The sequence below is a fragment of the Achromobacter sp. 77 genome (assembly GCF_020541125.1).
GTDB lineage: Bacteria > Pseudomonadota > Gammaproteobacteria > Burkholderiales > Burkholderiaceae_B > Achromobacter > Achromobacter mucicolens.
In genome coordinates, this window is sequence record NZ_CP059848.1 from 5,131,700 (window position 1) to 5,156,277 (window position 24,578).

The following is a 24,578-nucleotide window of genomic DNA, read 5'->3' on the forward strand; positions in this document are numbered from 1 at the left end:
CGGTATTGCACCGAGGCGCGGGCGCCTGACACCTTGCTGGGCGAAGACGGGCCCCGCACGAAAAAAGGCCGGCCTCCAAGAGGCCGGCCTTCGCATCCGATCAGAATCGAATCGCCTTAGAAGCGCCAGCTCACGTTGACCGTGCCGGTGTTCTGGCGGTTGCCGTCGCCGAACTGGCCCGAGTACGCCAGACCCAGCGTGGCGTTCTTGCTCATCGCCAGATCCACGCCCACTTCCATGACCGCCGCGTCACGCGCCAGCGGGTTGCCCGCGACGGTGAACGGCTGGCTGCCGTCGAACGACATCGTGGCTTCCGGGTTGAGGTCGCCGTAAGCATGGCGCCAGCCCAGCATGCCGCGCAGGCGGCCCGCGTTGTCCTTCACGTCGAACGTCGTCTGTGCGCGCAGGCCCAGCGTGGTGGTGCCCACGTTGTTCGTGCTGCGCTTGCCGCTCAGCGCGGCGTCACCGCCCGATTCCGAGAAGCCGCGGGTGCGCAGGTCGCTGAAGTCCGCGCCAAAGAACGGCTCAAGCGTGACGCGGTCGTTCAGCGGGATGGCGTAGCCCACGTCGGTGAAGACCTGGCCCGTGCTGGCGCTGTAGTCGGCCTTCAGCTCCTGGTACTGGCCCGCCGCGTTGATGTTGCGCTTGCTGTCGATGTCGTGCCACGTGTAGGCCACGCCAGCCGTGAAGTTGATCTTGCCCGAGCCGGCTTCGAACGACTTGCCGCCGTATAGGATCGCGCTGTAGCTGTTCACGTCGGACTTGGCCGAGCGGTCGTCCACCGTGATGCGGCTATCGGTGTAACCGAACGCGCCACCCAGACGCCAGCCGTTGCCCACGCCATGATCGCCACCGACGAAGATGCCGACGTCGCGTTCACGGGACTTGGCGACGTCGCCGTTGCCGTCCATCGTGCGCCAGTTGCCGAAGGCCTGCGCCCACAGCGGCTGCGCGTTCGAGCGCGGCAGCATGGAGGCATCGCCACGGCCGACCTGCGCCGTGGGGGGGCCGGCCACGAAACCGGCATTCATGTTGGCGCGCAGCTGTGCCGTGGGCAGGCTGGCGACGTTGTTGCTGACGTTCTGCATCGCCGACACGCTGCTGCCGAACGATTCGCCGGACAGGTCGGCAAACACGCCGGCCGGGGCGCCGTTGGGCAGGTTCAGGACCCGCGTGTACAGCGAGCTGGTCGTGGGCAGGCTTTGCAACGCGTTCGCGGCCGCACGCTGGTTGCCGGTCACGGCCAGGTCGGCGAATTCGATCGGGCGGGTGCCGCCGTTGCCGATGGGCGTGGGGGCCGGTTGGGTCGGCGTGGGAGCCGGCTCGGTCGGCGTGGGGGCCGGTTCGGTCGGCGTGGGAGTCGGCTCGGTCGGCGTGGGCGCCGGTTCGGTCGGCGTGGGAGTCGGCTCGGTCGGCTTGGGATCCGGGTCGGTCGGCACTTGCTTCTTGTCGAGCGTCAGCACGACCTGGTTGCCTTGATGGCTGAGCGACGGTTGCAGGAAGGCCATGTCGCTGGTCGCGCTGTCGAAGTGGCCGTTCAGGGTGTTGGCCGACAGGATGGTGTAGGCCGTCGATTCGGCGTACGTGCCGCCCGAACCCACGTGCACCACGGAGCCCGCCAGATTGGCCGTGCCGGTGACCTTGACGCGGTCGCTCTTGCCCTCGGCGGTGGCGTCGACGCGATAGGTCGAGCCCGGCTTGAAGGTCAGGTCGCCATTCACCGTGATGGTGCCGATCGGCGACGGCGGGGTGACGACGACCGGCGACATCGACATCATGAAGATGTGGTTCGACTGCGCCGCGGCGTTGGGCGACAGGGTCGAACCCGACTCCAAGGTCGTCGGGCCGACTTCGCCGGAACCCGCCAGCGTGCCCTTCACGTTCACCAGGCCCTTCATGGTGTTGCCGTTCAGCGTCAGCGTCGCGGCCGGCGCGACGTTGATCTGGCCGACGCTGATCTTGGAGGTTGCCCCGAAGTCGCCATTGATGTTCATGATGGCGTCGGGGCCCACGACGCCGCCCGTAATGGTGCCGCCGGTGATGTCCAGGGTGGACGTGCCAAGCATCACGTCGCCGGCGATCGTGCCGCCGTTGACGATCGTCATGGGCGCGGTGGCGCCGGCGACGTCAAGTGCAATGCCATCCATCTTGGCATTGATGACGCCGTTGTTGACGATGCCGCCGGCGACCGTGCCGTCCGAGACAACGATGCCCGCGTCGATGCTTCCGTTGTTGATGATCTTGCCCAGGACCGTGCCCGAGGTGATCACTTCGATACCGACGCCCGAACTGTACTCGCCCGAAATCCGATATTCGTTGATGATGTCGCCCTTGACCATGGCGCCGGCCGAGATGCTGATGCCGGCGCGATTGCTGGTCAGTTGCCGGGCGGCCTGGTTGATGATCGAGCCGTTGACGGTCGATCCCTGCACCTTGATGCCGCCATTGGGGCTGAAGCGCATCGGCCACATCAAGCCATCGTTCACGACGTCGCCGTCCACGATCGTGCCGCCGACCAGGCTGATCGAGGTGTAATCCCCAACGTTGACAACGGTGGGCGCATTACCCGCATGGAGGATGTAGTCGGTGGGCTGTGCAAGCGCCGACGGGGCGGAAAACGGCAGGCTCAGGCTAAGCAAAGCGGCGAGGCGAGTAAGCGGAAAGCGGCGAGACATTTTGTAGTGACCATGTAAATTTCGTGTCTGAAATGTACCGATCATTGCAAAACGGAATCTGAGCGAATCTGAGCAACTTGTAATAGCTGCAGCCGTTTCCCATGGAATAGGCGCAAATAGGCCCAAAAGACGGCGCTTTTCCCCCATTTGAACCGTGGGCGGCGCACGAAGGCTGGCGCGGAATGGATGCATTTACGCAACAATTGCCGCGCACTTCGCAATAGCCGCAGCGGTGCCGCCTTCAGTCGGCTCGCGGGAGAGGCAACGTAATGCAAAAGCGCACGGGCTCGACGCCCCCGGCCGCTTCCAGTGCCACCGACCCACCCAGCCGGGCTGCAATGGAACTGACCAGATAGAGCCCCAGCCCCGCCCCGGGATGCCGGGTGGCATTCTGCCCCCGATAGTATTTCTGGAACAGCCGTTCTTGCTCTCCGGCCGGAATGGCGCTGCCGGGATTGGAAACCGCAATGCGCAGCTGGTCCCCGTCCTCGCGCACCGACACGCTGACCGTCCCGCCCTCGGCGCAATGCCGGTCGGCATTGGCCAGCAGGTTGCGCAGCGCGATCCGCAGCAGGCCCGCGTCGCAGTCGAGCGTCCGGGTCTGCGTTTCGTAGGCGCACTGCACCCTGCCCGGCGGATACTCGCCTGCCAGATCCTGCAGCAGCGCGGGCAGGTCGCACCGGGTCAAGCGCAGTTCGGCGCGCGGCTCGCGCATGCGGTCATCGGTCAGGTATTCGTCCACCAGCGCCAACAGGCGCATGGCCGCATCGCGAATGTTGGCGCAGCGCGCCAGGCTTTTTTCCAGCGGCGCGGCAAGGTTGCGGCCCAATTGCTGGGCCGACGTCGTGATGATCGCCAGCGGGGTGCGGAACTCGTGCGACACCATCGCCACGAATTCGCGCTGCTCGGTGAACATCTGCCGTTCCTTTTCCAGCGAGGTGCGCAGTTCGCCTTCCAGCGCGACCCGGCGTTCGATCTCGCCCTGCATTTCTGCCGTGCGCAGGGCCACTTCGCGCTCCAGCCAATGACTGTGCTGGCGCGCCAGATCGGCCGCCAGATTGGCCTGCTGCAATTCCCGGACGCGGCGCCGGCGCTCGTAGCGTCCCACGATGAACAGGCTGAGCAGCAGCATGTGCAGCATCGTGCCCAGCGTGGACACGTACTCGGTGAAGGCGTTGACCGGGAACACCCCCAGGTTGCGCAGGAAGGCGATCAGCACGCCCACGTAGAACACGCCAAACGCCAACGCGAAAAAGCGCGCCGGCCGCCAGCCCCGCTTGAGCAGGTACGCGCCCAGGACGATGAACGCGATGATCACCAGCAGCCCCAGCGTCTGGATAGGCAGCATGCCGGCGCCATAATGCCCCGTCACGATCAGCGCCGAGCACACGGCGGCAATGCCCCAGAACAGCCAGTACAGGCCGCGCACGGCTCGCGGATATAGCGCTTCCAGATTCAACTGGCGGAACGCGACGCGCAGCGCCACCGGCAGGCTGACGGCAATGCCCACGCCAAGCAGGCGGTCGCTCCAGGCCACGGGCAAGCCCGTCAACTGCTGCACCAACCCCAGCGACAGCACCTCGTTGAAGACGCAATTGCCGATGTAGGCCAGGAACAGGCCGCTCATGGGCGCGCGCGTCACCAGCCAGAACGCGGCGTGCGCGCAGATCAGGAGCAGGTAAAAGCCGAAGTACAGCCCGAACAGCAAGCCTTCTCGCCGCGACTGGTTGTCGAACGCCAGCCGCTGCCAGACTTCGAGCCGCGTCGCCAGCGCGTTCTTGCTTTGAAGCCGCACCAGGATGACGTAGGCGCCGGGTTTCGACGGATTGAACTGGATCACGGGGCTGCGATAGTCCACCGGCCACTTGCGCCGCGCCAGATCCTCGCCGCTGCGCCCCAGCATCGTCCAGCCGCCGGCGTGGCCCACATAGATGCGCACGTCGTCCAGCAGCGAATTGCTCAGGCGCAGCATCCAGCCGCCGTGCATGACCTTGTCCACCTGCACGGGCAGGCGCAGCCAGATCGTCGCGGGCGTGAACCCCGCGCTCAGGCTGCCCGGCAGCGCCGTCCAGCCGTCCGCGGCGGCCGCGTGCGCGACATCAAGCCCGCCATCGGGATCGATCAGCCGCTCAAGATGGCCGCTTGCATCCTGCACGCGCTCCTGGCCATCCAGGCGCAGCGGCTCGGCGCGCGCCGGCCCGGCCGCGGCCACAAGACCCGCGAAGAGGCAGGCCAGCAGCGCCAGCCACAGCGTGGCCCTGGAGTAACATTCCCGTTTCATCAATCGCAATTTACGCAGCATTCCCGTGCAACCCGGCAGATTACACCAGCCCTTCACGCTGCATTCCGCGGGCGCGCCATGCCCGACGTGATCCTGCTCGAAGACGAACCCGTGCTGCGCCAGGAGCTCGGCGAGTTCCTCGAAGAGTTGGGATACGCGCCCTCGTGCGTGTCCAGCCTGCAGGAATTCGACCAGCGCTTCGATCCCGGCCGCCACCATCTTGCCGTCATCGACATCGGCCTGCCGGACGGTTGCGGCCTGGACCTGATCCAGCGGCTGCGCCAGCAAGGCCAGCAGGTCGGCATCGTGGTTTTCAGCGCGCGCCAGACCGGTCGCGACCGGATTTCCGGGCTGGGCATGGGCGCCGATCACTACCTGGGCAAGGGCTGCGACCTGGACGAACTGGCCGCCACCCTCGCCGCGCTGGTGCGCCGCCTGGGACTGCCCCAGCCGGGCCAGGATCAGCCGCTTCCCAGCTGGCTGCTGGAAATCGGCCCGCGTCGCCTGCACATCCCCGGCGCCGAGGCCATGCCGCTGTCGCAGCAGGACCTGACCGTGCTGCATGTCCTCATGAGCCAACCCGGCGAAAACATCAGCCGCCGCCAGATCATCGAGGCGCTGGGCGCCGACTATCTGGAATACGACCAACGCCGGCTGGACACGCAAATGCGCCGGTTGCGCCGCCGCGTCGAAGCCCTGAGCGGGCAGACGCTGCCGGTCAAGACGCTGCGCAGCAGCGGCTACTGCTTTTATCAGTCAGCGCAGGTCAAGGGCTGATGCCTACAGCGGTACGGGTTCGCCCCTGACGCGAATCTGCGCGACGGTGTGGTCGCCACGCTGGTCGAGCGAGAACTCATACCGGCCGGGATACCGCAGCGCTAGCCGCCGGCACAGGTTGCCCAGTCCGCCATTGCTTTCCACGCGGTCGAAGGGCGCTTGCAATTCCCCCGGATTATTGACCTCGATGACGAGCGCATCTGCCTGCAGGCGCGTGCGGATGTAGATCGTGAAGCGGTCATGATCGCCGCGCATGCCGTGCTTGATGGCGTTTTCGGCAAGTCCTTGCAGTGTCATGTGCGGGATGGGGATCTTCAGCGTGGCCGGGTCGATCTGGCAGCGGCATTCCAGCTTTCGTTCGAAGCGCAGCGCCTGGATGCGAATGTAGGCCTGCGCGGCCTCGATGTCTTCTTCCAGCCGGCACAGGCCGCGTCCGCGCCGGTCAAGTGAATAGCGCAGGTACTCGGCCAGCCGCCGCGTCATCTCCTCGGCCACCGCGGGCCGCTCGGCAATTTCCGCGACGATGGTGTTGAGCGAGTTGAAGAGAAAGTGCGGCTCGACCTGCAATTGCAAGTGTTCCAGTTCCAGCTTCAGCGACCGGGTCTCGGCCTTCATCTTCTGCATGCGTTCGGTGCGCGCGGCCAATTCCGCGGACACGCCGAAGTAGATCAGCGTCCAGATGGACAGGATGCCCATGTAGTAGATGAACCCCAGCCAGTACTGGTTGCCGGGAATGTCGCGGATGCCTGCAAGAAACAGATGATTGATGGCATAGGCAATCGACGCCAGCAGGCCGGACGCCGCCAAACACAGCACCACGGCGCACGCCAGCACCAGGACGGGTTGCCGGGGCCGGGCCAGCAAGCGACCGTGCCAAAGCGCCGCCACGCTGGTCAGGCCGAATGCAAGCGGTTCCAAAGCGACCGTCAACCAGAACGCCGCGACCGCATTGCCGAAGACAGCGAGACGAATGAAGTACCCGACGATGGCCAGGAAGATCCACCCCACCACCTGGGCGCGCCAGAAACCCGGCGCGGACTCTCCCTGGCTCAGTTCCCGTCCGATCGTTGTCGTCGTCATGGATGCGCCGCCTGATTTATACCCGCGGATTGGACCGAAAAGAATACACTCCCCCTACCCTGCTGCCCGAGAAAACCATGCTCCGTGTGCTGATCATCGACGATGAAGCCCCGGCGCGGCGCTATCTGCGCCGGCTGCTCGAAGCCGCCCCCGCCGTGCACGTCGCGGGCGAGGCGGACTCGCTCGACCTGGCGCGCAGGTTGATCAGCGAGCACAGCCCCGACGCGCTCTTTCTGGATATCGAACTGGCCAGCGGCACCGGCTTCGATCTTCTGGAAGGCCAGGACAACGCCGCATCCGTGGTGTTCGTGACGGCGCATGACGGCTACGCCGCGCGCGCCTTTGACGTCGAGGCGGTGGACTATCTGCTCAAGCCCGTGTCGCCGGAACGCCTGACGCAGACGCTGGCGCGTCTGCGCCCCCGCGCCAAGGGCCACCTCGCCATGCGGACCCGCACGGGCACGCGGCTCATCAAGGTGCAGGACCTGACGTTGGCGCAGGCGCAGGGCGATTACGTGCGGCTCTGCAGCGGCGTTCACGGCAACGAGCTGATCCACATCACGCTCAAGCGCCTGAAGGAGCAACTGCCCTTTCCGCCGTTCTTCGCGGTGTCCCGCTCCGTCATCATCAATCTCGAACATGTGTCGCATCTTGAGCAGCGGACCGGCGCGCAGACCGAAGTGCACTTGAACAACGGCGTCGAACCCATCGCGCTGGGCCGTGTCGCATCGCTACGCCTGCGCCGGGCGCTGGCCTGACCGCGCCCGCGCCCCGCGGTGGTCAGAACGGCATCGACACCTTCAGCGCCGCACTGTTGCTGCGCACGTGCTGCGAGAACTGGCCGTCGTATTGCAGCCGGAAGTCCACGGCGCCCGCCTTGATGACCTGGATGCCCGCCCCGACCCGCCCCACGACGTCGTCGATGGGCAGCGTGGTGTCGAACGCCCCCATGCCGGCCGGTGCGCCACGCAATCGTGCGCTGGCGGTCCAGTCATCCTGCGACAGGATCGATGCCCCCGCATAGACAAAGGGCCGCAGCGTCGCGCCGTTGTCCAGTTCGGCGCGGCCGCCGACCTCGATCATCGGCGACACGCCCATGATGAACTTGTCGCTGCCGTCCACCGACAGCGCAAGCGCGTTGTCGCCGGATTCGGTATAGCCCGGCATGCGGGTGTAGCTGAAGTCCAGGTCGACGTACGGCTTGACGTACATGCGCTGGGTCGCGAACGTCCGCGCGGCGCGCAGCCGTGCGTGGATTCCGTAGACATCGGGCCGGCTGGACAGGGTGTCCTGGTAACCCGCGATGCCGATGTTGCGATCCATGCGGTAGCCGCCATAGCCGCCGCCCAAGGCCGCCGACAACACCCAGGCCCCGGTTTCTCGCTTGACCACCACGCCCGCATAGCCACTGTCGCCGTTGCCGCTGACGCTGCCATCCCCGGCGCGCACGCGGCTGTTCTCGTAGGCGAAGGATCCGCCGACGAACCAGCCCGGGCTGACCTGGCGTTGGCCGCCGATCTGATAGGTCACCGTGTCGTAATCGAACCCCGACGTGCCGCGGCTGCCGTCCTGATTGGTGGCGCGGCCGCTGACCTGCCCCCAGGCGCAATCCTGTTCACCGGTCAGCGCATCGGCGCCGGTGAACGCGGGGCAGGACATCATCGCGCTCGTGAACTGGCCCAGGTTCGCGGCGGACTGCGCCGCGGGCGCCAGCGTCACGCCGGGTGACAGGCTGGAAACGCTGTCGCGATACGCGTCCGGGCTTTGGCGCGAAGCCAGATCCAGTTGCGCGAAGAGCGGCGCCAGCGCGGCATTGCCCCCGGCGTCCCAGATGCGCCGCAGATTGCCAGCCACCTCGCGCTGGTTCGATTTCAGGCCCATAGCAGCCGCGTCGAAGTCCGCCGACGCGACGCGGATGCGGGTCTGCGGCCCCGCTTGGCGGGTCTCGTAGTCGAACACCGGGCTGTCCACCGCCGATACGGCGCCCTGCGTGTCGCCCTGCACGGTCAGCACGGTCAGCTCCCGGCCGGGCAGCAACGCTTGCGGCAGCACGTCGATGCCGCCGGCCAGATCGGCGTCGCCTTGCACGACCATGTGCGAGGACTTCAACGCGTCAAAGTCGACGTCAGCGCGCAACACGCCGCTAGCCGATTGGGTCAGGCTGCCGCTGACTGTCAGGGTCTGAAACTGGCCCGGCCGTCCGATCACGATGCGCCCGTCGTTGCGCACTTGGGCGTCGTAGGCGGTGGCATCGGTAGCCAGCGCTCCCGTTTGATTGTGAAGCGAGCAGGCCGGCGCCAGGTTCGCGCTCTTGCACTGGATGTTGCCGGACAGCGTGCCGTAATTGTTGATGTCCAGGATGGAACCCGCGGTCGTGTAATCCCGGCCGTCATAACGAACGGCAACTCCCGACAGCGCGCTGATCGAACCGCCCGCGTTCACCGTCAGGTGGTTCAGGATGCCCGAACTGATCCACACGCCACTCCCCGTGCCCGAGCCGCCTTGCACGTCGCCGTTGACCACGACATCGGAGGTCCCCGGATAGACGGCTGCGTCGCTCTGCGCAAATATGCCGGCCGCGCCCGCGCCGGACGCTTGCAGCGTGCCCCACTGCGTGACCGAGACCACGCTGGCGTTGCCGCCCACCAGCGTGGACCCCGCGAAGCCGCCCTGCGCGCCGCCCGCCAATCCGCCGCCCCCGCCAATGGACTGCGCCACGATGCCATGCGCATTGGCGCCGGTGACAAGCAGATTGCCGTTGAACGACACGCCGACCGCATGGCCGTTGCCCGACTCGGCCGTGTTCGGGATCGATGGCCGCGCGAAGCCCGCGGGATTGAACTGGATGGGTTGGGACACGTCGCCCACGATGCCGCCCCCGCCACCGATCGACTGCGCGACGATCCCGTGCGCGCCCGCGCCACGGGTCGTCAGGCTGCCGCTCAGGTCCAGCACCACTTGCTGGCCGTCATCGGCGTAGCCGGCGCCGCGCAGGCTGCCCAGCGCAATCGTGCCGCTGGCGCTCGCCCCCTGCGCGGTGGCGATGCCCCCGCCCGCGCCGATGGACTGCGCCACGACCCCGATCGCCCGGTCGCCATGAGTGTTCAGATCCATGCCGGTGGACACGTAAACCAGACCACCGTCGCCGACGCCCGAGGTGTTGCCCGCGGTCAGGTCAAATTGCTGGCTGCCGGCCCGGGCCGCCGAGCTGGTACTGCCCGCCATCGCGATGCCGCCACCGCCCCCGATCGACTGCGCAACCAGACCGTACGCGCTGTCGCCGCGCGTCTCGATGTTGGCCCAGCTGCCGCGCGTCACCGTCACGGCCCCGCCGCGTCCGTTCGTGCCGCCCAGCGTCATCTGTCCACGCGCGGCGGGCGAGCCGGAGCCCGCCGTGCCGCCGCCACCGCCGATCGACTGAAGCACGATGCCGGCTGCGCCGTAGCCCGCGGTGTTGAAATTATTGCCGCCGTTGTCATTGAGCCAGGCGGTAATGCCGCCGCCATCGCCACCATTGCCGCCGCGCCCGCCGACCGCCAGGGTCACGTTGGACGTGGACACGCTTGAAGACACGGCGGACGCGCCGCCCGCGCCGCCGCCCCCGCCAATGGATTGCAGCACCACGGCATCGGCGTAGTCGCCGTAGGTCTGCGTGGACGCGCCCAGGATGGCTGGCGTCTGCGCGCTTCCGATGGCCCCGCCCGCGCCGCCCGCCCCGCCGCTGCCGCCCACATAGACGTCGAACCGGTACGTCGTGCCCGCATCGTCCACGGGCGCCAGCGTCGATGACGTGCCGCTGTCGCCGCCCACCGCGCCGCCCAGGCCGCCCGAACCGCCGATGCTCTGCGCGAGCAGGCCATCCGCGTCGGCGCCCCGGGTGACGACGATGCCGTCGCTGTTCAGGGTAATCAACCCGCCGTTGCCGCCTGCGCCACCGCCGCGTCCCACCTCGACCGAACCGCCGACATCCGTGCTGCTGTCCTCTTCCGACGCCTGCACCTGCAGGCCGACCTGGCCGCCCTGCGAAGCGCCGCCCCCGCCCCCGATGGACTGCACCAGTGCGCCGCGCGCACCGTCGCCTTGAGAGTTGATCGAACTGGCCGCGTCGACGGAGAGGCTGGCCACGCCCCCGTCGCCACCCGACCCGCCGACACCGCCCAATGCGATCGACAGCGACACGTTGGCATCGGTGTTGGCGCTGCGCCCCGTCGCCGAGCCCACGCCCCCCGCGCCGCCGCCGCCTCCCACGCTCTGGACCAGGATCGCGTTCGCGGAATCGCCTGTCGTCGCGATGCGGCTTGCCTGCATGGAGAGCGATGCCGCGCCACCCGCATTGCCGCCGCCGCCGCTTCCCCCCAGGGCAGACTGCAGCGATCCGCCGACCGATTCGCCGGTGCCGATCACCGTCGACGTGGCCGACGCGCTTCCGCCGACACCGCCGCCCCCGCCGATGGACTGCACGATCACACCCTGTGCGTTCGCGCCCTGCGTGTTGATGACCGCATTGCCCAGCGTCGCTGCGGCCGTCGAGCCGACACCGCCGTTGCCGCCGGCGCCGCCCATCGCAAAACTGACCGCCACGCCAAACGAAGCTTGCGGATTGGGCACGGCGATCGTCATGGCCTGCGCCACCGACGCGCCGCCGGCCCCGCCGCCCCCACCGATGGACTGCACGATCACGCCGTGCGCGTCGCTCGACCCTGTCGCGACTGTGGCGTTGGACACGTTGACCGTGGCCGTCCCGCCCAAACCGCCGCCGCCGCCCGTGCCGCCGACCGCGACCGCCATGGAAAACCCCGGCCCCGTATCGTAGGCCGACGCCGCCCCGCCCGTGCCGCCGCCGCCGCCGATGGACTGGGCCACGATGCCGTAGCCATGGTCGCCGCTGGTCTGGACCGAGAAGCCCTCCAGGCTGGCGATCGCATACCCGCCCGCGCCCCCACCCCCGGCCGTCCCGCCGATGACCGCCACGCCGTTGGCCGCCCCGCCGTCTCCGCCGCCGCCGCCGATGGACTGGGCGAGGATGCCGATGGCAGCCGAGCCGCTGGCGCTGACGATGCCGTTCTGGCTGACGCTGACCGAGCCCCCGTCCACCGCGGAGCCGCCGCCCCCGCCCAACGCGACGAGACCCGCGCTGGGTCCCGCCGTACCGCCGCCCCCGCCGATGGCCTGCGCGACGATGCCGTGTGACGACGTGCCGAATGTCGAGATGGTTGCCAAGCTGTCGATCTGGACAGAACCGCTCGCTCCGCCGTTGCCGGCATCTGCGCCCGCGTTGCCGAACATTTCGAAGTTGCCCGACGTGGCGCCGCCGATGCCCCCCATCGATTGGGCCAGCATGCCGATTGAATAGTCGCCCTGCGTCCGGATCATGCCGCCGGCAACGCTCTCCTGCGCATCACCGGCGTCGATGATGACTCGCCCGCCCGCGCCGCCCACGCCCGCGTTTTCACCCTGGAAATCGACCAGCCCGCTGCTCTGGTGCAGGCCGCCACCCGCCCCGCCACTGCTGCGCACCACGACGCCATGCGACTGCAGCCCCGACGTGGACACACTGGCGCTGCCGTTCAGCGTGACCTGCGCGGTGCCGCCATTGCCGCCATTGCCACCATTGCTGCCGCCGACGCCGACACCGCCGTTGCCGCCCTGGCTGATCACGCTGACGCCCGGCAGGTAATCGCCGCTGGTGGAAAGCGACGAGCCGTCGTTCAGGACGGCGGTGACCAGCCCGGTGCTCGTGCCACCCACGCCCCCGATCTCGTTGCCGGTCTCGAACACGGTGTTCGGGCCGCCGCCGCCATCGCCGCCCAGTCCGACCACCACGACGCCGCCGGACAACGACGACAGCGAGGTCGGCGCCTGCACGGCATTGCTGGTCACGGATACTTGTCCGAAGTTCACCGCGCCCACAATGCCGAAACCGCCGCCCGCGCCGCCCTTGTCGGTGCCGTCGTTGGAGGCGAACCCGGCATTGCCCTGGCTTATGGCGTACAGTCCGCGCACACCGCCGGTCAGCAGATTGCTGGTTGCTCCGCCCGGCGTCTCGACCTGGACCTGCACTTTCCCGAAATTCGCGATCTGCGTGACGCCACCGGGATCGGCCCCGCCCCCCGTGCCGCCCCAGCCGTTGTCGTCGCCTCCCGCGCCGCCGATCGATTCCGCGCCAATGCCCCACGCGTAGCGGCCCGCATTGGCGGAGGACACCGTGACCGAACCGTGGTTGACGATGTTGACGACGTCGCTGTTGCCCCCGTTGCCGCCGACCTGGTCGCTGCCGGCATCGCTCATCTGATTACCACCCGCGCCGCCGATGCTGGCCCCGTAGATGCCCACACCGCCAAAAGGCAGATTCTGCACCGTCACCTGCCCATTGTTGGTGATGCTGACCGCCGATCCGTTGCCGCCGGCGCCGCCGTTGCCCCCGCCCACAACCGTGTCCGGCGGCGTGCCGCCCGTGCCGCCCACGGAGGCGCCGTAGATGCCGAATTGCGCGCTGGCGTCGTTCCAGATGCCGGGCGTGGTGTCTTGCGCGCTCTCCACCGGCGAGCCATTGGCGTCGACCGATGCGTTGTTGGTGAGGGTGATCAGGCCGCCCCACCCGCCGAGCGTGCCCGTGTTGTCGCCATCCGGTGAACCGGTGCCGCCTTTCAGACGGACAAAGAGGGGCGCCTGCTGGGGCGTGGGGCCGAGGTAGCCGTTGTTGACCACGATGTAATTGCCGCCATAGCCGCCGTTGCCGCTGCCGACGCCCGGAGCGGCCGTGTAGTCGATGGTCAGACTACCGCTGTCTGCGGCGCCGACGGTGCAGGTCGTGGGTGTTGTCGACGATGTGGGCTGCGGGCAGCTGACGTCGGCAAACGCGGGCTGGCCCAGCAGCAGCCCCGCCTGGCCCAACAGGATCGCAACACCCGTGCGCGCGGGAGATTTGGTGATCGGCGTGCTCATCTCTCATCCTTGGCAGGCAGCCCGCGGGCCGCATCGAAGACGTGTCGATTTTTATCCGGATGCAGATGAAAGGCCGCCTTTTTTCGACGAAACGTCGTTTTAGGTCGGCAAAGCGGACGACGACCCTTATGACGAGAATAAATGTTTCAGTTGCGTGAGCGAAGCAAGTAACCAGACATCTCGCCTTCACCCTTCGCGCCGCCGCAACGGGACCCAAGCAAGGGACTCCGCTGCGAACGACGCGCGCTCGATTTGACGCCGGCCAGCCCGCGCGCCTCAGAATTCCGTGCTGACGGACAACAGCACCGTCAGCGGCGCGCCGACCGTCAGGCCCTCGCGCGCCGCCGACTGCCAGTAGTTCTTGTTCAGCACGTTCTCGACCATCGCGCGGATGACCACGGGCTTGCCGTTGGCGTTGAAGGCATAACGCGCGCCCACGTCGAAACGCGTCCAGCCCGGGATCTCCTGCGTGTTGGCGACGTCGACGATCTGCGAGCTGGTGCGCAGCATCCGCGCCGTCAGCGTGAGGCCCGGCACGAACGGCGTGTCCCATTCGGCCGACGCGTTGAACTGCAGGCGCGGCACGGCGGGCGCGCGGTTGCCGTCGTTCACGCCGCCTTCCGTGCGCGTCAGGCGCGCATCCGTGTAGGCCACGCCGCCCAGCAGCCGCACGCCGCGGGCCGGCTCGCCCTGCACCAGGAATTCCAGGCCGCGATTGCGCTGCTTGCCGTCGGACACGTAGCGCAGGGAAGCCGGATCCAGGTAGCTGCTGGGGCGCTCGATCTGGAACGCGCTGAGGGTGGTTTCGAACTGGCCGAAGTCGTACTTGGCGCCCACTTCGAACTGCTTGGAGATTTCCGGCGCAAACACTTCGCCGGCGTTGACGGCCCCTTGGGGCGCGGTCCCGCCCTGGCTCAGCCCTTCGATATAGTTGCCGTACAGCGACAGGCGCTCGGTGGGCTTGACGGTCAGCGCAAACGCCGGCGTGACGGCGGACTCGTTGTAGTTCGACGTCTGGCGGCCGCTCATCGCGTCAAAGTTGGTGGACTCCACGCGCTGGTGCCGCACGCCCGCGATGAACTGCACGCGGTCGTCGGCCAGGGAAATCGTATCGGCCAGCGCAATGCTGTACAGCCGCGAATCGCTGACACGAGGCAGATCCGACGGACGCGCGATGTTCGGTTTGGCAAGGTCCACGGGGTTGTAGATGTTGGAGAACACCGTGCTGGACCGGATCCGCGCCGCCGAATAGTCGATGTCCAGCACGCTGGCGCTCAGCGCCGGCTCGTGCTTGAGCGGGCCGGTCTGCACGCGGCCGCGCACGCCGACCTCGCCCGTCTTGCTGATCAGCGACTCGTTCAGGCGGGCCGGCACCGCGCCGATGTCGCCCGCTTCGTTCAGCATGAGCCAGCTGGTCTGCATACTTTCAAAATCATGCTTGCGCGCGCCCACCGCGCCATAGACGGTCCAATCGGGCGAGACGTCGTACTCGGCGCGCAGCGCGCCCGACCATTCCTTGGTTTTCCAGTAGGTCCACGACGGAAAGAAATTGCGGCGCGCGTCCGGCGCCCGGCCGATATCGACGCCCGAAGGCGGCGGGAACAGGAGGCCGCTGCGCGCATCGGTGGTACGGTTCTGGTAGTTGATGTCGCCTTCCAGGCGCAGGCGCTCGCCCTGGTAGTCCAGGCCCAGCGCCACCGCGCCCAGGTCTTCCTTGGACCCGTCCATCGGCAGGTCGCCGCCGCTGCCCGCCACGTTCAGGCGCACGCCCCACTCCTGGCTCTCGCCATAGCGGCGCGACAGGTCGGCGTGCGCGCCGAACTGGCTGTCGCTGATGTAGGACACGGTAAAGCGGTTCAGCGGATCGGCGCCGGCGCGCTTGGGCACGAGGTTGATGGAACCGCCCACCGACCCATACGGCGCCATGCCGTTCAGCAGCGCGTTGGGGCCGCGCAGCACTTCCACCCGCTCCACGCCGATCAGCGAGCTCGAATTGCGCGGCGACACGCCGTACAAGCCGTTGAACGACACGTCGTAGTTGAACAGCGTGAAGCCGCGGATGTTGAACTCGTCGCGTCCCGCGCCGCGCGAATACGTATTGCGAACGGTCGGGTCGTTGACCAGCACGTCGCCGATGTTCTGCGCCTGCTGGTCCTCGATCAGCTTGGCGGTGTACTGCGTTGCGCTGAACGGCGTGCTCATGTCGTCGCGGTCGCCCAAGAGGCCCAGGCGCCCGCCCCGCGCCACCTGGCCGCCGGCGTAGACGGGCGGCAGGCCGCTGTACAGGCTTGAGGCCGTCACGGTCACCGGTTCCAGCGTCGTGGCCTGCGCGGTGGGCAAGAGGCTCAGCCGGTACTGGTTCGGCGCCTCGCGCGTGGCGCGCAGTCCCGTCCCGGCCAGCGCCCGGTCCAGGGCCTCGTGGCTGGTGTAGCGGCCCCGCACGCCGTTGCTCTGGCGGTCGGCCACCAGCGACGGCTGGGCGGCCAACAGAATGCCGGATTCATTCGCCAGCCGCGTCAGCACCTGGTTCAGCGGCGCGGGCGCAATGTCGAAGGTGAAGAGATCGGCCACGCCTGCCGCGGCGGGCGCCGCCTGCGCGTGGGCGGGCGGGCCCCAGACGGCGGCCATGGCCATCGCCAGGGCCAGCGGCAAGCCCCAGGACGGGATTCGCCCGCGGCGGCGGGCCAGGGCGCGCGCGCGGGTCACGGGGAAGGCCGCGGCGGGGCAGGAATGACGGTGGAACATGACGGGACCAGTGCTCTCGTGCGTAGGGTTCGGGAAGTCAGAGCGGCGCGCCGGCCCCGCGGATGGCAGGGCGCGAGCGTCTCTTACTCTCCTTATTCGAACGAGCCGGCAAAACCCGGAACCGTTTCGCGGATCTTTTTTTCAGGCCCGCGCTTCGAGGCTGATCCACCAGGGCATCGTGCGGCGCACCTGGACGGGCAGCACCGAGGCCAGCATGTTCAGCGCGCGATCCGTTTCGCGGATGGGATAGCTGCCAAAGACGTGCAGGCCGGCAACGTCAGGCGCCACGGCCAGGTGGCCGAAGTGATACCGGCGCAATTCGGCCACCACGTCGGCCAGCGGCGTGTCGTCGGCCACCAGCACGCCCCGCGCCCAGGCCTCGCGCGCCGGATCCGCGGTCACGAACGCGTCCAGCGCGTTCGCGGTGAATCTTGCCTGCTGCCCCGCCGCCACGATGCCGCTGGCGCGGCTGGCCGCCGTGTCGATCCGGACGGCCCCTTCATGCACGGCGACCACCACGCCATCGTCCTCGCCGCGCACCGTGAAACGCGTGCCCAGCGCCTGCAGCCGCCCCTGGGCGGTGTCGACCACAAAGGGACGCAGGGGATCCTTGGCGGTATCGATCAACAGTTCGCCGGCGACCAGCTGCAACCGGCGCAGCGTGGCGCCATAGTCGGCATCGAATGCACTGAGCGCCTTCAACCAGACCTGGGTGCCGTCCTCAAGGGCGATCTGCCGGGTTTCGCCCAGTCCCGCCCGATGGTCCGCGCCCCAGGTCGAGGCGACAAGCGGCAGCGGCGTCTGCCGCCACGCCGTCCATCCCAGCCCCGCCATGCCCAGCGCGCCCGCCATTCCCAACAGCAGTTGCCGGCGCGCGCGCGGACGGGCCGCCGCGGCTTGCCCGAAGGCCGTCACCGCGGCATCCCGGTCCGGACTGGATTGCAGGGGCGAAAAGCGGCGGCCGATGCGTTCGACGTAACCCCAGGCTTCACGGTGTTCTGCCGCGCGGTCGATCCATTGCTGCCATTGCTGGCGTTCGGCGGCAGACGCATCGCCCGACCGCAGCAGCGCATACCATTCGGCGGCCTGCTCCATCGCGCGATGGGAGGGCTCGCGCGCTTGCGCGGCGGTCATGGGGCCGCCACCTGCGGCGTGCCCGCCGGCTCGCCCGCCATCCCCGCCGCCAGCCGCGCTTCCAGTTTCATGCAGTTCAGCATGGCCTGCGCGACATACTTGCGGACCATGCGCGAGGACACGCCCAGCACGTCGGCCACTTCCTGGTCGGTCATCTCGCACGCCACCGCCATCACGAAGGCGTGGGCAGTCTTGGGCGGCAGTCCGCGCAACATGGCGTCGATCTCGCCTAGCGCCTGCAGCACCATGGCCTGGTCTTCGGCCGAAGACACCGTGGGTTCCGGCTGCGCCGCCAGTGCGTCCAGCCAGGCTTGCTCCAGGTCGCGGCGGCGCCACAGGTCGATGCACATGCCGTTGGCCATCCGGCGCAGATAGGTCCTGGCATGCCGGGCGTTGTCGAACTTGCACGGGCGCGTCAAAAGGCGCACGAACGCGTCGTGCGCCAGGTCGGCGGCATCGGCCGCATTGCCCAGGCGCCAGTTCACCCAGGCCAGCAGCCAGCCGTGATGATTGCCGTACAGGCTTTCGAAGTCCTGGGATGCCCCTTCCGATCCGCTCACGATCCCGCCCGCGACACCCTTCGCATTGACAATAATGCGAACGGTTATCAGTTAACAAAGCGCAGATTATGGACCGGGGCGGCGGGATTTGGCAACGGGTCCGCGGCCCTGCGCCGCACCGCCTGACGGTTGCGTCAAAGCGCGAACTCCGGGCGGATGCCGCTTTTCAGTGGCAGCCCCATGATTTCGCGCGCCTCGGCGGGCGTGGCGGGCTCCATGTCCATGTCGCGGATGATGCGCACGATGCGCTCGGTCAGCTGCACATTGGTGGCCAGCTCGCCGTGCCGGTAGTACAGGTTGTCTTCCAGCCCGACGCGCGCGTGGCCGCCCAGCAGCAGCGCGCTGATGTTGGCCTCCAGTTGCGACGGCCCGATACCGCTTACGCAGAAGACGCTGTTCTTGGGCAGCAGGTCCACCATCATCTGCAGATGCCGCGGCGAAAACGGCATGGCGTTCTGGAAGTTGCGATGCACATTCATGACCAGGTTGATGAAGTGCGGGCCTTCGTCCAGGTCTTCGTTGATGAGCGTGGTCACGTCCTGCAGGATATGCGTGGGGCTGAACACCTCCCACTCGGGCTTGATGCCGCGCGCCTTCATGCCGGCCGCCAGCTCGCGCCCCTTGCTGAGCGGCGTGTTCATCAGGTATTCGCGGTCCCCGAACGCCAGGTTCAGCGTGGTGGCGTCCAGCGTGCACATCTCGGCGCCCGCATCCATGCCCTTCAACCGCTCCTCCCACAGGATCTCCCACGTGCCGGGCGACGTCTCGGCCACCATGTCGCCGTGCACGCCGCCGCCGGTGGAGTTGTTCAGGACGATGTCGCACCGCTCCCGGATAAGCTGGTTCATCTTCCGGTACACGCCGGCATCGCACGTCGCCAGGTCATCCGCGCGCCGCGCATGCAGCGCCACGACGCTTGCCCCGGCGTTGTAGCAGCGATAGACATCCTCCGCGATCTCCGCGGGCTGCGTCGGCAGGTGCGGATTCTGGCTCTTCAAGGCCATGCCCCCCGTCGGGGCGATGGTCACGATCACTTTGCGTTTGGCCATGCTGTTCTCCTAGGATTTCCACAGCGCGCAGCGGCTTTCTGACTGTTTCGTGAAGGCCTCGTTGCCGTCGATGGCCTGCACCACCGTGAAGTAATCCCAAGGCGCTTTCGACTGGTCCGGGCGCTTGACCTGCAGCAGGTACATGTCGTGCACGACGCGGCCATCGGGACGCACGACCCCGTCCTTGATGTAGATGTCGTTCAGCTTGTTTTCGCGCAGGTAAGCCAGCACCTTGTCCGCGTCGTCCGTGCCGCTTGCCTTGACCGCGCGCAGGTACTGCAACGCCGCCGAATAGTCGGCCGCCTGCAAGGACGACGGCATGGCCTGGCGGCGCTCGAAGAACTTGCGAGCCCAGGCGCGCGTTTCGTCCGACGCGTTCCAGTACCAGCTGTCGGTCAGATACATGCCCTGCGCGGCCGGCAGGCCCATGGCGTGGATATCGTTGATGAACATGATCATGCCCGCCAGCTTCATGGTCTTGGTGATGCCGAACTCGTTCGCGGCCTTGATCGAATTGGTCGCGTCCGCGCCGGCATTGGCCAGCGCCAGAATCTCAGCCTTGCTGCTTTGCGCCTGCAAAAGGAACGACGAAAAATCGCTGGCGGCCAGCGGATGCTTCACACTGCCCACGACCTTGCCGCCGCCCGCCTCGACGACCTTGGTGGTGTCGGCCTGCAGCGCGTGTCCGAAGGCGTAGTCGGCCGTCAGAAAGTACCAGCGCTTGCCGCCCGTCTTGACCACCGCCGCGCCCGTACCGCGCGCCTGCGCGACAGTGTCGTACGCGTAGTTCAGCGTGTAGGGTGTGCACTGCTCGTTCGTCAGCGCGGGCGCGCCGGCGCCCACCACGATGATGGGTTTCTTCTTGTCGGCCGCCACCTTGGACATGGCCAGCGCCGTGCTGGAATTGGTGCCGCCGATCAGCATGTCCAGACCGCGCTGGTCGAACCATTCGCGCGCCTTGGCCGAGGCCACGTCGGCCTTGTTCTGGTGGTCTGCCGTCAACAATTCGATCTTCTTGCCGTCGATCTGGCCGCCCATCTCCTCGATCGCCATCTTGATGGCTTCCGCGCCGCCGGGGCCGTCAGGGCCCGAGTAGACGCCGGACATGTCGGTAATGAATCCGATGCGGATCACGTCGTCCGACATTTGCGCCTGCGCGGCCGTGGCGGGCAGCAGCGTGGCGGACAGGGCGCCGGCGATGGCGGTGGCGGACAGCAGGCGTGGCATTGACAACATACCGGTCTCCTCTTATGGTTTTTGGCCCGTAGGCGTCAAACATTCTGCGGTCCGGCTGCCCTTGCGGACAGTCATCACGTTGACAAAGAATCCTAGGGTTTACCTGGGCCGCATCCCACCTCCAGACAGGGAACGACCATGCGCGAACCGCCTGCCCTGGCGGGCAACGACGTGTCGAACGCAAGCCGCCGGCCGGCGCGCAGCGCGGTCGACAAGATGCTCGACGTGGTGCCCTGGTACAAGGGCCTGCCGGAACTCGAGCGCGACGTGGTGCGCGCCGAACTGCGCACGGTGTCCCTGGCGGCCGGCGAATACCTGTTTCGCGCGGGATCGCGGTCGCCCGGCTGGTATGGCGTGGTCGAAGGGCTGGTGAAGTGGTCGTCACCCGGCACCGACGGCCGCACGCTGTCGCTGGCCGGCTTCAGCACGGGCAGCTGGTTCGGCGAAGCCACCATGATCCGCCGCGAGCGCTTCGAATACGAAGTCGTTGCCCTGCGGCCCAGCCGTATCGTGATCCTGCCGCGCGACACCTGCGAACGCCTCTGGAACAACAACATCGAATTCACCAAGGCGCTGATGACGCACCTGGCGCAGCGGGTCAACTGGCTGATGGGCTGCTACACGGGCAACGTGCTGCTCGACGTCGACACCACCGTCGCGCGCGCCGTCGCCGCGCAGCTGGACGCCGAGGTCCATTCGGGAACGCAGGGCCGGCTGCGGATCTCGCAGGAAGAAATCGCCGGCCTGTGCGGCGTCTCGCGCCAACGCTGCAACGCCGCGCTGACCCGGCTGGCGCGCGAGGGTGTCCTGCAAACGCATTACGGCGGATTGACGGTGCTGGACAAGGAGGCGCTGTACCGGTGCGCAAAGATCAGCCGCGATCCGGCATAATGCCGGTCACGCGCGCCGCCGCCGCAAGAAGACGATGCCGCCGCAAGCCGCAATATTGCTGGCTTCGCAGAACAGTTCTGCAGATCGATGGGGTAATCGCCCGGTCCGATAAAAATTATCATCGGCTATGAGACAACCCCAGGCCGGACACTGATTCCGGCCGACCCAGCCGCCAGCGTCAAAACAGAAGAACCGGCCCGCGGAAGGCACGGTCCCGCATGGCGGCGGGAACCTGGAGAGAGACAGATGCGCAAGCTCACCCGCCGCGGCTTCATCGCGGCCGGCACCCTCATGATGTTCGCCCGTCCGTTGCGGGCCGCGGCCAAGCCCGTGACCCTGATCGTGCCCTATGCAGCGGGCGGCCCCAACGACAATTTCGCGCGCCTGCTGGCCGAAGGCATGGGCGCCGAACTGGGCATCAACTTCATCGTCGAGAACAAGCCCGGCGCCAACGGCATCATCGGCGCCTCGCAGGTTGCGCGCGCGCCCGCCGACGGCAGCATGCTGCTCATGGGCGGTTCCGGCCCCCTATCCCTGAACATCCTGCTGCGCCCAAGTCTGAACTACAGCTTCGACAGCTTCAAATCCGTCGCCATGATGTTCGACGGTCCGCTTACGATCACCGTCCCCGCGAAGATGGGCGTCAATTCCCTGGCGGAACTGGTCGCCTATGCAAAACGCGAGAACCGCGCGCTTACCTACGGCTCGCTGGGCCCGGGCAGCGTCACCGACCTGTACGGCCTGATCATGTCCAAGACCCTGGGCATCCCGCTGACCGCCGTGCCTTACAAAAGCACGCCCACCAGCCTGATCGACCTCATCACAGGGCGCAACGATCTTTCCTACATGACGCCCATCGCCCTGGCCGACCACCAGAAGGCCGGCGCGGTGAAGATCCTGGCGCTGACCACCGACCAGCGCGATCCGGCGCTGCCGGAAGTGCCCTGCGTGACGGAACTGGGTTATCCCCAGCTCAAGGCCAGCTACTGGACCGCGCTGCATGCGCCCAAGGGCACCCCGGACGCGATCGTGCAGGCCTATTCGGCCGCCGCCATCAAGACCGTCCAATCCGAAAGCTTCCGCAAGCTGCTCGTGGCCAACGGCCAGACCGAGAAAGCCGGCGGCCCGCAGGCGCTGGAAGCCCAGCTGGAAGCCGACCGCCAGTACTGGGGCAAGGTCATCAAGGAAAACGGCATCGTCCTCGATTGAACCTGCGGGCGCTGGCGCAGCGCCCGCGCATCTTTTCCGCCATGCAAAAGCCCGCCAGATGGCGGGCTTGTCGTTCACGCAAATGCGGTCATCCGGTCACTGCAGCTGCGCTGGCGCAATGCCGTGCGTGGCGGACTTGAAGTTGATCACCGGACGCGCCTCGCGGCAGGCCGTCCTGCGAATCTTGCCCACGATGAGATCGTGCGTGCCCAGCTTCTCGGTGCAGACGATGTCGCATTCGATGCTGGCCAGCGCATCGGGCAGCACCGGCGCGCCATGTTCGTTCATCACCCATCCACCCTGGGCGAACCGCGCCTTGCCCTGAGGATTCTTCATGAAGGCCTCGATCACCTCGCCGTGGCCTTCTCCCAGGATGTTGGCGACGAAACGGCCGTTGCGCAGCAGCGGCGCGTGCGCCGACGCGGTCTGCTGCACAAAGAACCCGACCATCGGCGGGTCGGCCGAGATCGACGTCAGGCTGGAGACGATCATGCCCGCCATGTCGTCGCCGTCACCCGTGCTGACGGCGCTGATGCCGGCCGGCAGCGACCGCATCGCCGCCTTGAAGTCATCCACCGACACCACCTCGTCGCATTCGTTGACCACCATGTGCGCGCGGATGTCGCCGCGTTCGTCGACCCATCCGTGCCGCGCCGCGTAGTCCACCATCTTCGAGAAGCTGGCTTCCCAGGCCGGATCGCCCGCGTGCTGCGACAGGAAGCGCAGCACTGACGGCGACAGCCGCACGTGCCGCTCGTCCTCGCGCCGGCCGATGCGGGCGATCGCGCGTTCCAGCCGATCCGCGGGCTGCGGGTCCGCCAAAATATCCAGACGGCCGAAATCGGCCGCGTCGCGCAGCGCAATGGCGCCGGCATTGCTCAGGTAGATACGCATGCTGCCCTCCTTCAGGCAAGGACGGTCGTGCTGCCGACTTCCTTGCGGATCGCGGGAATGATCTTGTCGCCCCAGAGTTCGATCTGCTTGAGCATCGTCTTCTGGTCGAAATCGCCAAGCTGCGTTTGCAGCGCAATGTGCTTCGGACGCAGGATGCTGATCTCTTCGAGCATCTTGTCTATGACCTCGTTGACCGAACCCACCGGCAGGTTCTTGCGCAATTGCTCGAACGTCGGGTCCGTTTCCGAAGGCACTTCCTTGACCATGTAGCCGTCGTCGCTCTGCGCGCGGCGGAACTTCAAGCTTTCGGAAATGCGGCGCTGAAAGCGAGCGCAGTCCAGATAAGCGTCGATTTCCGCATTGTTGTCCGACGCATAGCCACAGCGCAGAAAGCCGAACTTCACGTCGCGGTCCAGGTCCTTGCCGTTGTCCTCGGCCACCTTCTCCAGCCGCCCGCGCAGTTCCGCGATGGCGTCGTTGCCCTTGAGCAGCGCCGTCACGAACAGATTGTGGTTCTCGCGCACGCCGCGGCCAAGCGTCACCGGGTTGCCCGACGTGATCCACAGCGGCGGCATCGGATCCTGCACGCAGCGCACCGCGATCGAGCTCGGCGGAATCTTCAGGAACTTGCCGTCATGCTCGAAGATCTTTTGCGTCAGGCCCTTGGGGATGACGTCCAGGAACTCATTGAAGATCGCACCCGACTCCTCGATCTGGACGCCGAAGCGCTCGAATTCGAATTGCTGGTAGCCCGACCCGACGCCCAGGTCCAGCCGCCCGTTGGACACCGTGTCCACGAAGCCGACTTCCGCCAGAAAGCGCGCGGGGTGATACAGCGGCAGGATACACACTGCCGTGCCCAGGCGGATCCGGCGGGTCTTGGCCGCGGCATGGGCCACCGTCATCAGCGGCGACGGCGACAGGGAATAGTTGTTGAAGTGATGCTCGGCGTACCACGCCGTGTTGAATCCGGCTTGCTCGGCCGCCACCGTCTGCTCGATGGAGTTGTTGATGACTTGCGCGGAGGACTGGTGGTAACCTCGTTGCTGCGCCAGAATGAATACGCCGAATTCCATTGTGTCTCCTCATTGATGCTTGAATC

Annotated in this window: 15 protein-coding genes; 4 read left to right on the forward strand and 11 right to left on the reverse strand. The window is 67.4% G+C overall.

What is annotated here, in order from left to right:
- Window positions 1–116: 116 nt before the first annotated feature.
- On the reverse strand, window positions 117–2,675 hold the full coding sequence (locus H4P35_RS23655; RefSeq protein ID WP_226847205.1) for an autotransporter outer membrane beta-barrel domain-containing protein: 2,559 nt from the start codon (window positions 2,673–2,675) through the stop codon (window positions 117–119).
- Window positions 2,676–2,916: 241 nt separating this feature from the next.
- A complete protein-coding gene (locus H4P35_RS23660) occupies window positions 2,917–4,956 on the reverse strand; it encodes a sensor histidine kinase (RefSeq protein ID WP_226847206.1) in 2,040 nt (679 codons plus the stop codon).
- A 78-nt stretch (window positions 4,957–5,034) separates the two neighbouring features.
- Here H4P35_RS23660 and H4P35_RS23665 point away from each other — a divergent pair, with 78 nt between their 5' ends.
- Window positions 5,035–5,733: a response regulator transcription factor gene (locus H4P35_RS23665; RefSeq protein WP_226847207.1), complete on the forward strand. Its 699-nt coding sequence runs from the start codon at window positions 5,035–5,037 to the stop codon at window positions 5,731–5,733.
- A gap of 3 nt (window positions 5,734–5,736) precedes the next feature.
- Here H4P35_RS23665 and H4P35_RS23670 read toward each other — a convergent pair whose 3' ends face one another.
- On the reverse strand, window positions 5,737–6,813 hold the full coding sequence (locus H4P35_RS23670; RefSeq protein WP_180097682.1) for a sensor histidine kinase: 1,077 nt from the start codon (window positions 6,811–6,813) through the stop codon (window positions 5,737–5,739).
- Between the two features lie 77 nt (window positions 6,814–6,890).
- On the opposite strand from H4P35_RS23670, the gene H4P35_RS23675 reads away from it, so the two are divergent.
- On the forward strand, window positions 6,891–7,571 hold the full coding sequence (locus H4P35_RS23675) for a LytTR family DNA-binding domain-containing protein (RefSeq protein ID WP_180097680.1): 681 nt from the start codon (window positions 6,891–6,893) through the stop codon (window positions 7,569–7,571).
- A 22-nt stretch (window positions 7,572–7,593) separates the two neighbouring features.
- Here H4P35_RS23675 and H4P35_RS27200 read toward each other — a convergent pair whose 3' ends face one another.
- From H4P35_RS27200 to H4P35_RS23705, 6 genes are all read right to left on the reverse strand, one after another.
- Window positions 7,594–13,758, reverse strand: a complete 6,165-nt coding sequence (locus tag H4P35_RS27200; protein ID WP_255616215.1) for an autotransporter outer membrane beta-barrel domain-containing protein — start codon at window positions 13,756–13,758, stop codon at window positions 7,594–7,596.
- A gap of 276 nt (window positions 13,759–14,034) precedes the next feature.
- Window positions 14,035–16,503: a TonB-dependent receptor gene (locus H4P35_RS23685; RefSeq protein ID WP_226847208.1), complete on the reverse strand. Its 2,469-nt coding sequence runs from the start codon at window positions 16,501–16,503 to the stop codon at window positions 14,035–14,037.
- Between the two features lie 141 nt (window positions 16,504–16,644).
- The gene (locus tag H4P35_RS23690) at window positions 16,645–17,637 is read right to left on the reverse strand and encodes a FecR domain-containing protein (protein WP_226847209.1); all 993 of its coding nucleotides are present in this window, start codon (window positions 17,635–17,637) and stop codon (window positions 16,645–16,647) included.
- On the reverse strand, window positions 17,634–18,197 hold the full coding sequence (locus tag H4P35_RS23695) for a sigma-70 family RNA polymerase sigma factor (protein WP_226847210.1): 564 nt from the start codon (window positions 18,195–18,197) through the stop codon (window positions 17,634–17,636). The genes H4P35_RS23690 and H4P35_RS23695 overlap by 4 nt, the downstream gene beginning before the upstream one ends.
- A 134-nt stretch (window positions 18,198–18,331) precedes the next feature.
- On the reverse strand, window positions 18,332–19,246 hold the full coding sequence (locus tag H4P35_RS23700) for a 3-keto-5-aminohexanoate cleavage protein (protein ID WP_180097672.1): 915 nt from the start codon (window positions 19,244–19,246) through the stop codon (window positions 18,332–18,334).
- 9 nt (window positions 19,247–19,255) lie between these two features.
- Window positions 19,256–20,473: an ABC transporter substrate-binding protein gene (locus H4P35_RS23705; RefSeq protein WP_226849532.1), complete on the reverse strand. Its 1,218-nt coding sequence runs from the start codon at window positions 20,471–20,473 to the stop codon at window positions 19,256–19,258.
- A gap of 147 nt (window positions 20,474–20,620) precedes the next feature.
- Here H4P35_RS23705 and H4P35_RS23710 point away from each other — a divergent pair, with 147 nt between their 5' ends.
- Window positions 20,621–21,373, forward strand: a complete 753-nt coding sequence (locus tag H4P35_RS23710; RefSeq protein ID WP_223573155.1) for a Crp/Fnr family transcriptional regulator — start codon at window positions 20,621–20,623, stop codon at window positions 21,371–21,373.
- A gap of 246 nt (window positions 21,374–21,619) precedes the next feature.
- Window positions 21,620–22,582: a tripartite tricarboxylate transporter substrate binding protein gene (locus H4P35_RS23715; protein WP_128829029.1), complete on the forward strand. Its 963-nt coding sequence runs from the start codon at window positions 21,620–21,622 to the stop codon at window positions 22,580–22,582.
- 96 nt (window positions 22,583–22,678) lie between these two features.
- On the opposite strand, the gene H4P35_RS23720 is transcribed toward H4P35_RS23715, so the two are convergent.
- Both H4P35_RS23720 and H4P35_RS23725 read right to left on the reverse strand, forming a co-directional pair.
- Window positions 22,679–23,476, reverse strand: coding sequence for a flavin reductase family protein (locus tag H4P35_RS23720; protein ID WP_226847211.1), 798 nt, complete (start codon window positions 23,474–23,476; stop codon window positions 22,679–22,681).
- An 11-nt stretch (window positions 23,477–23,487) separates the two neighbouring features.
- Window positions 23,488–24,552 (reverse strand): LLM class flavin-dependent oxidoreductase, encoded by a 1,065-nt coding sequence (locus H4P35_RS23725; protein ID WP_180097668.1) that lies wholly within the window; start codon window positions 24,550–24,552, stop codon window positions 23,488–23,490.
- Window positions 24,553–24,578 lie beyond the last annotated feature (26 nt).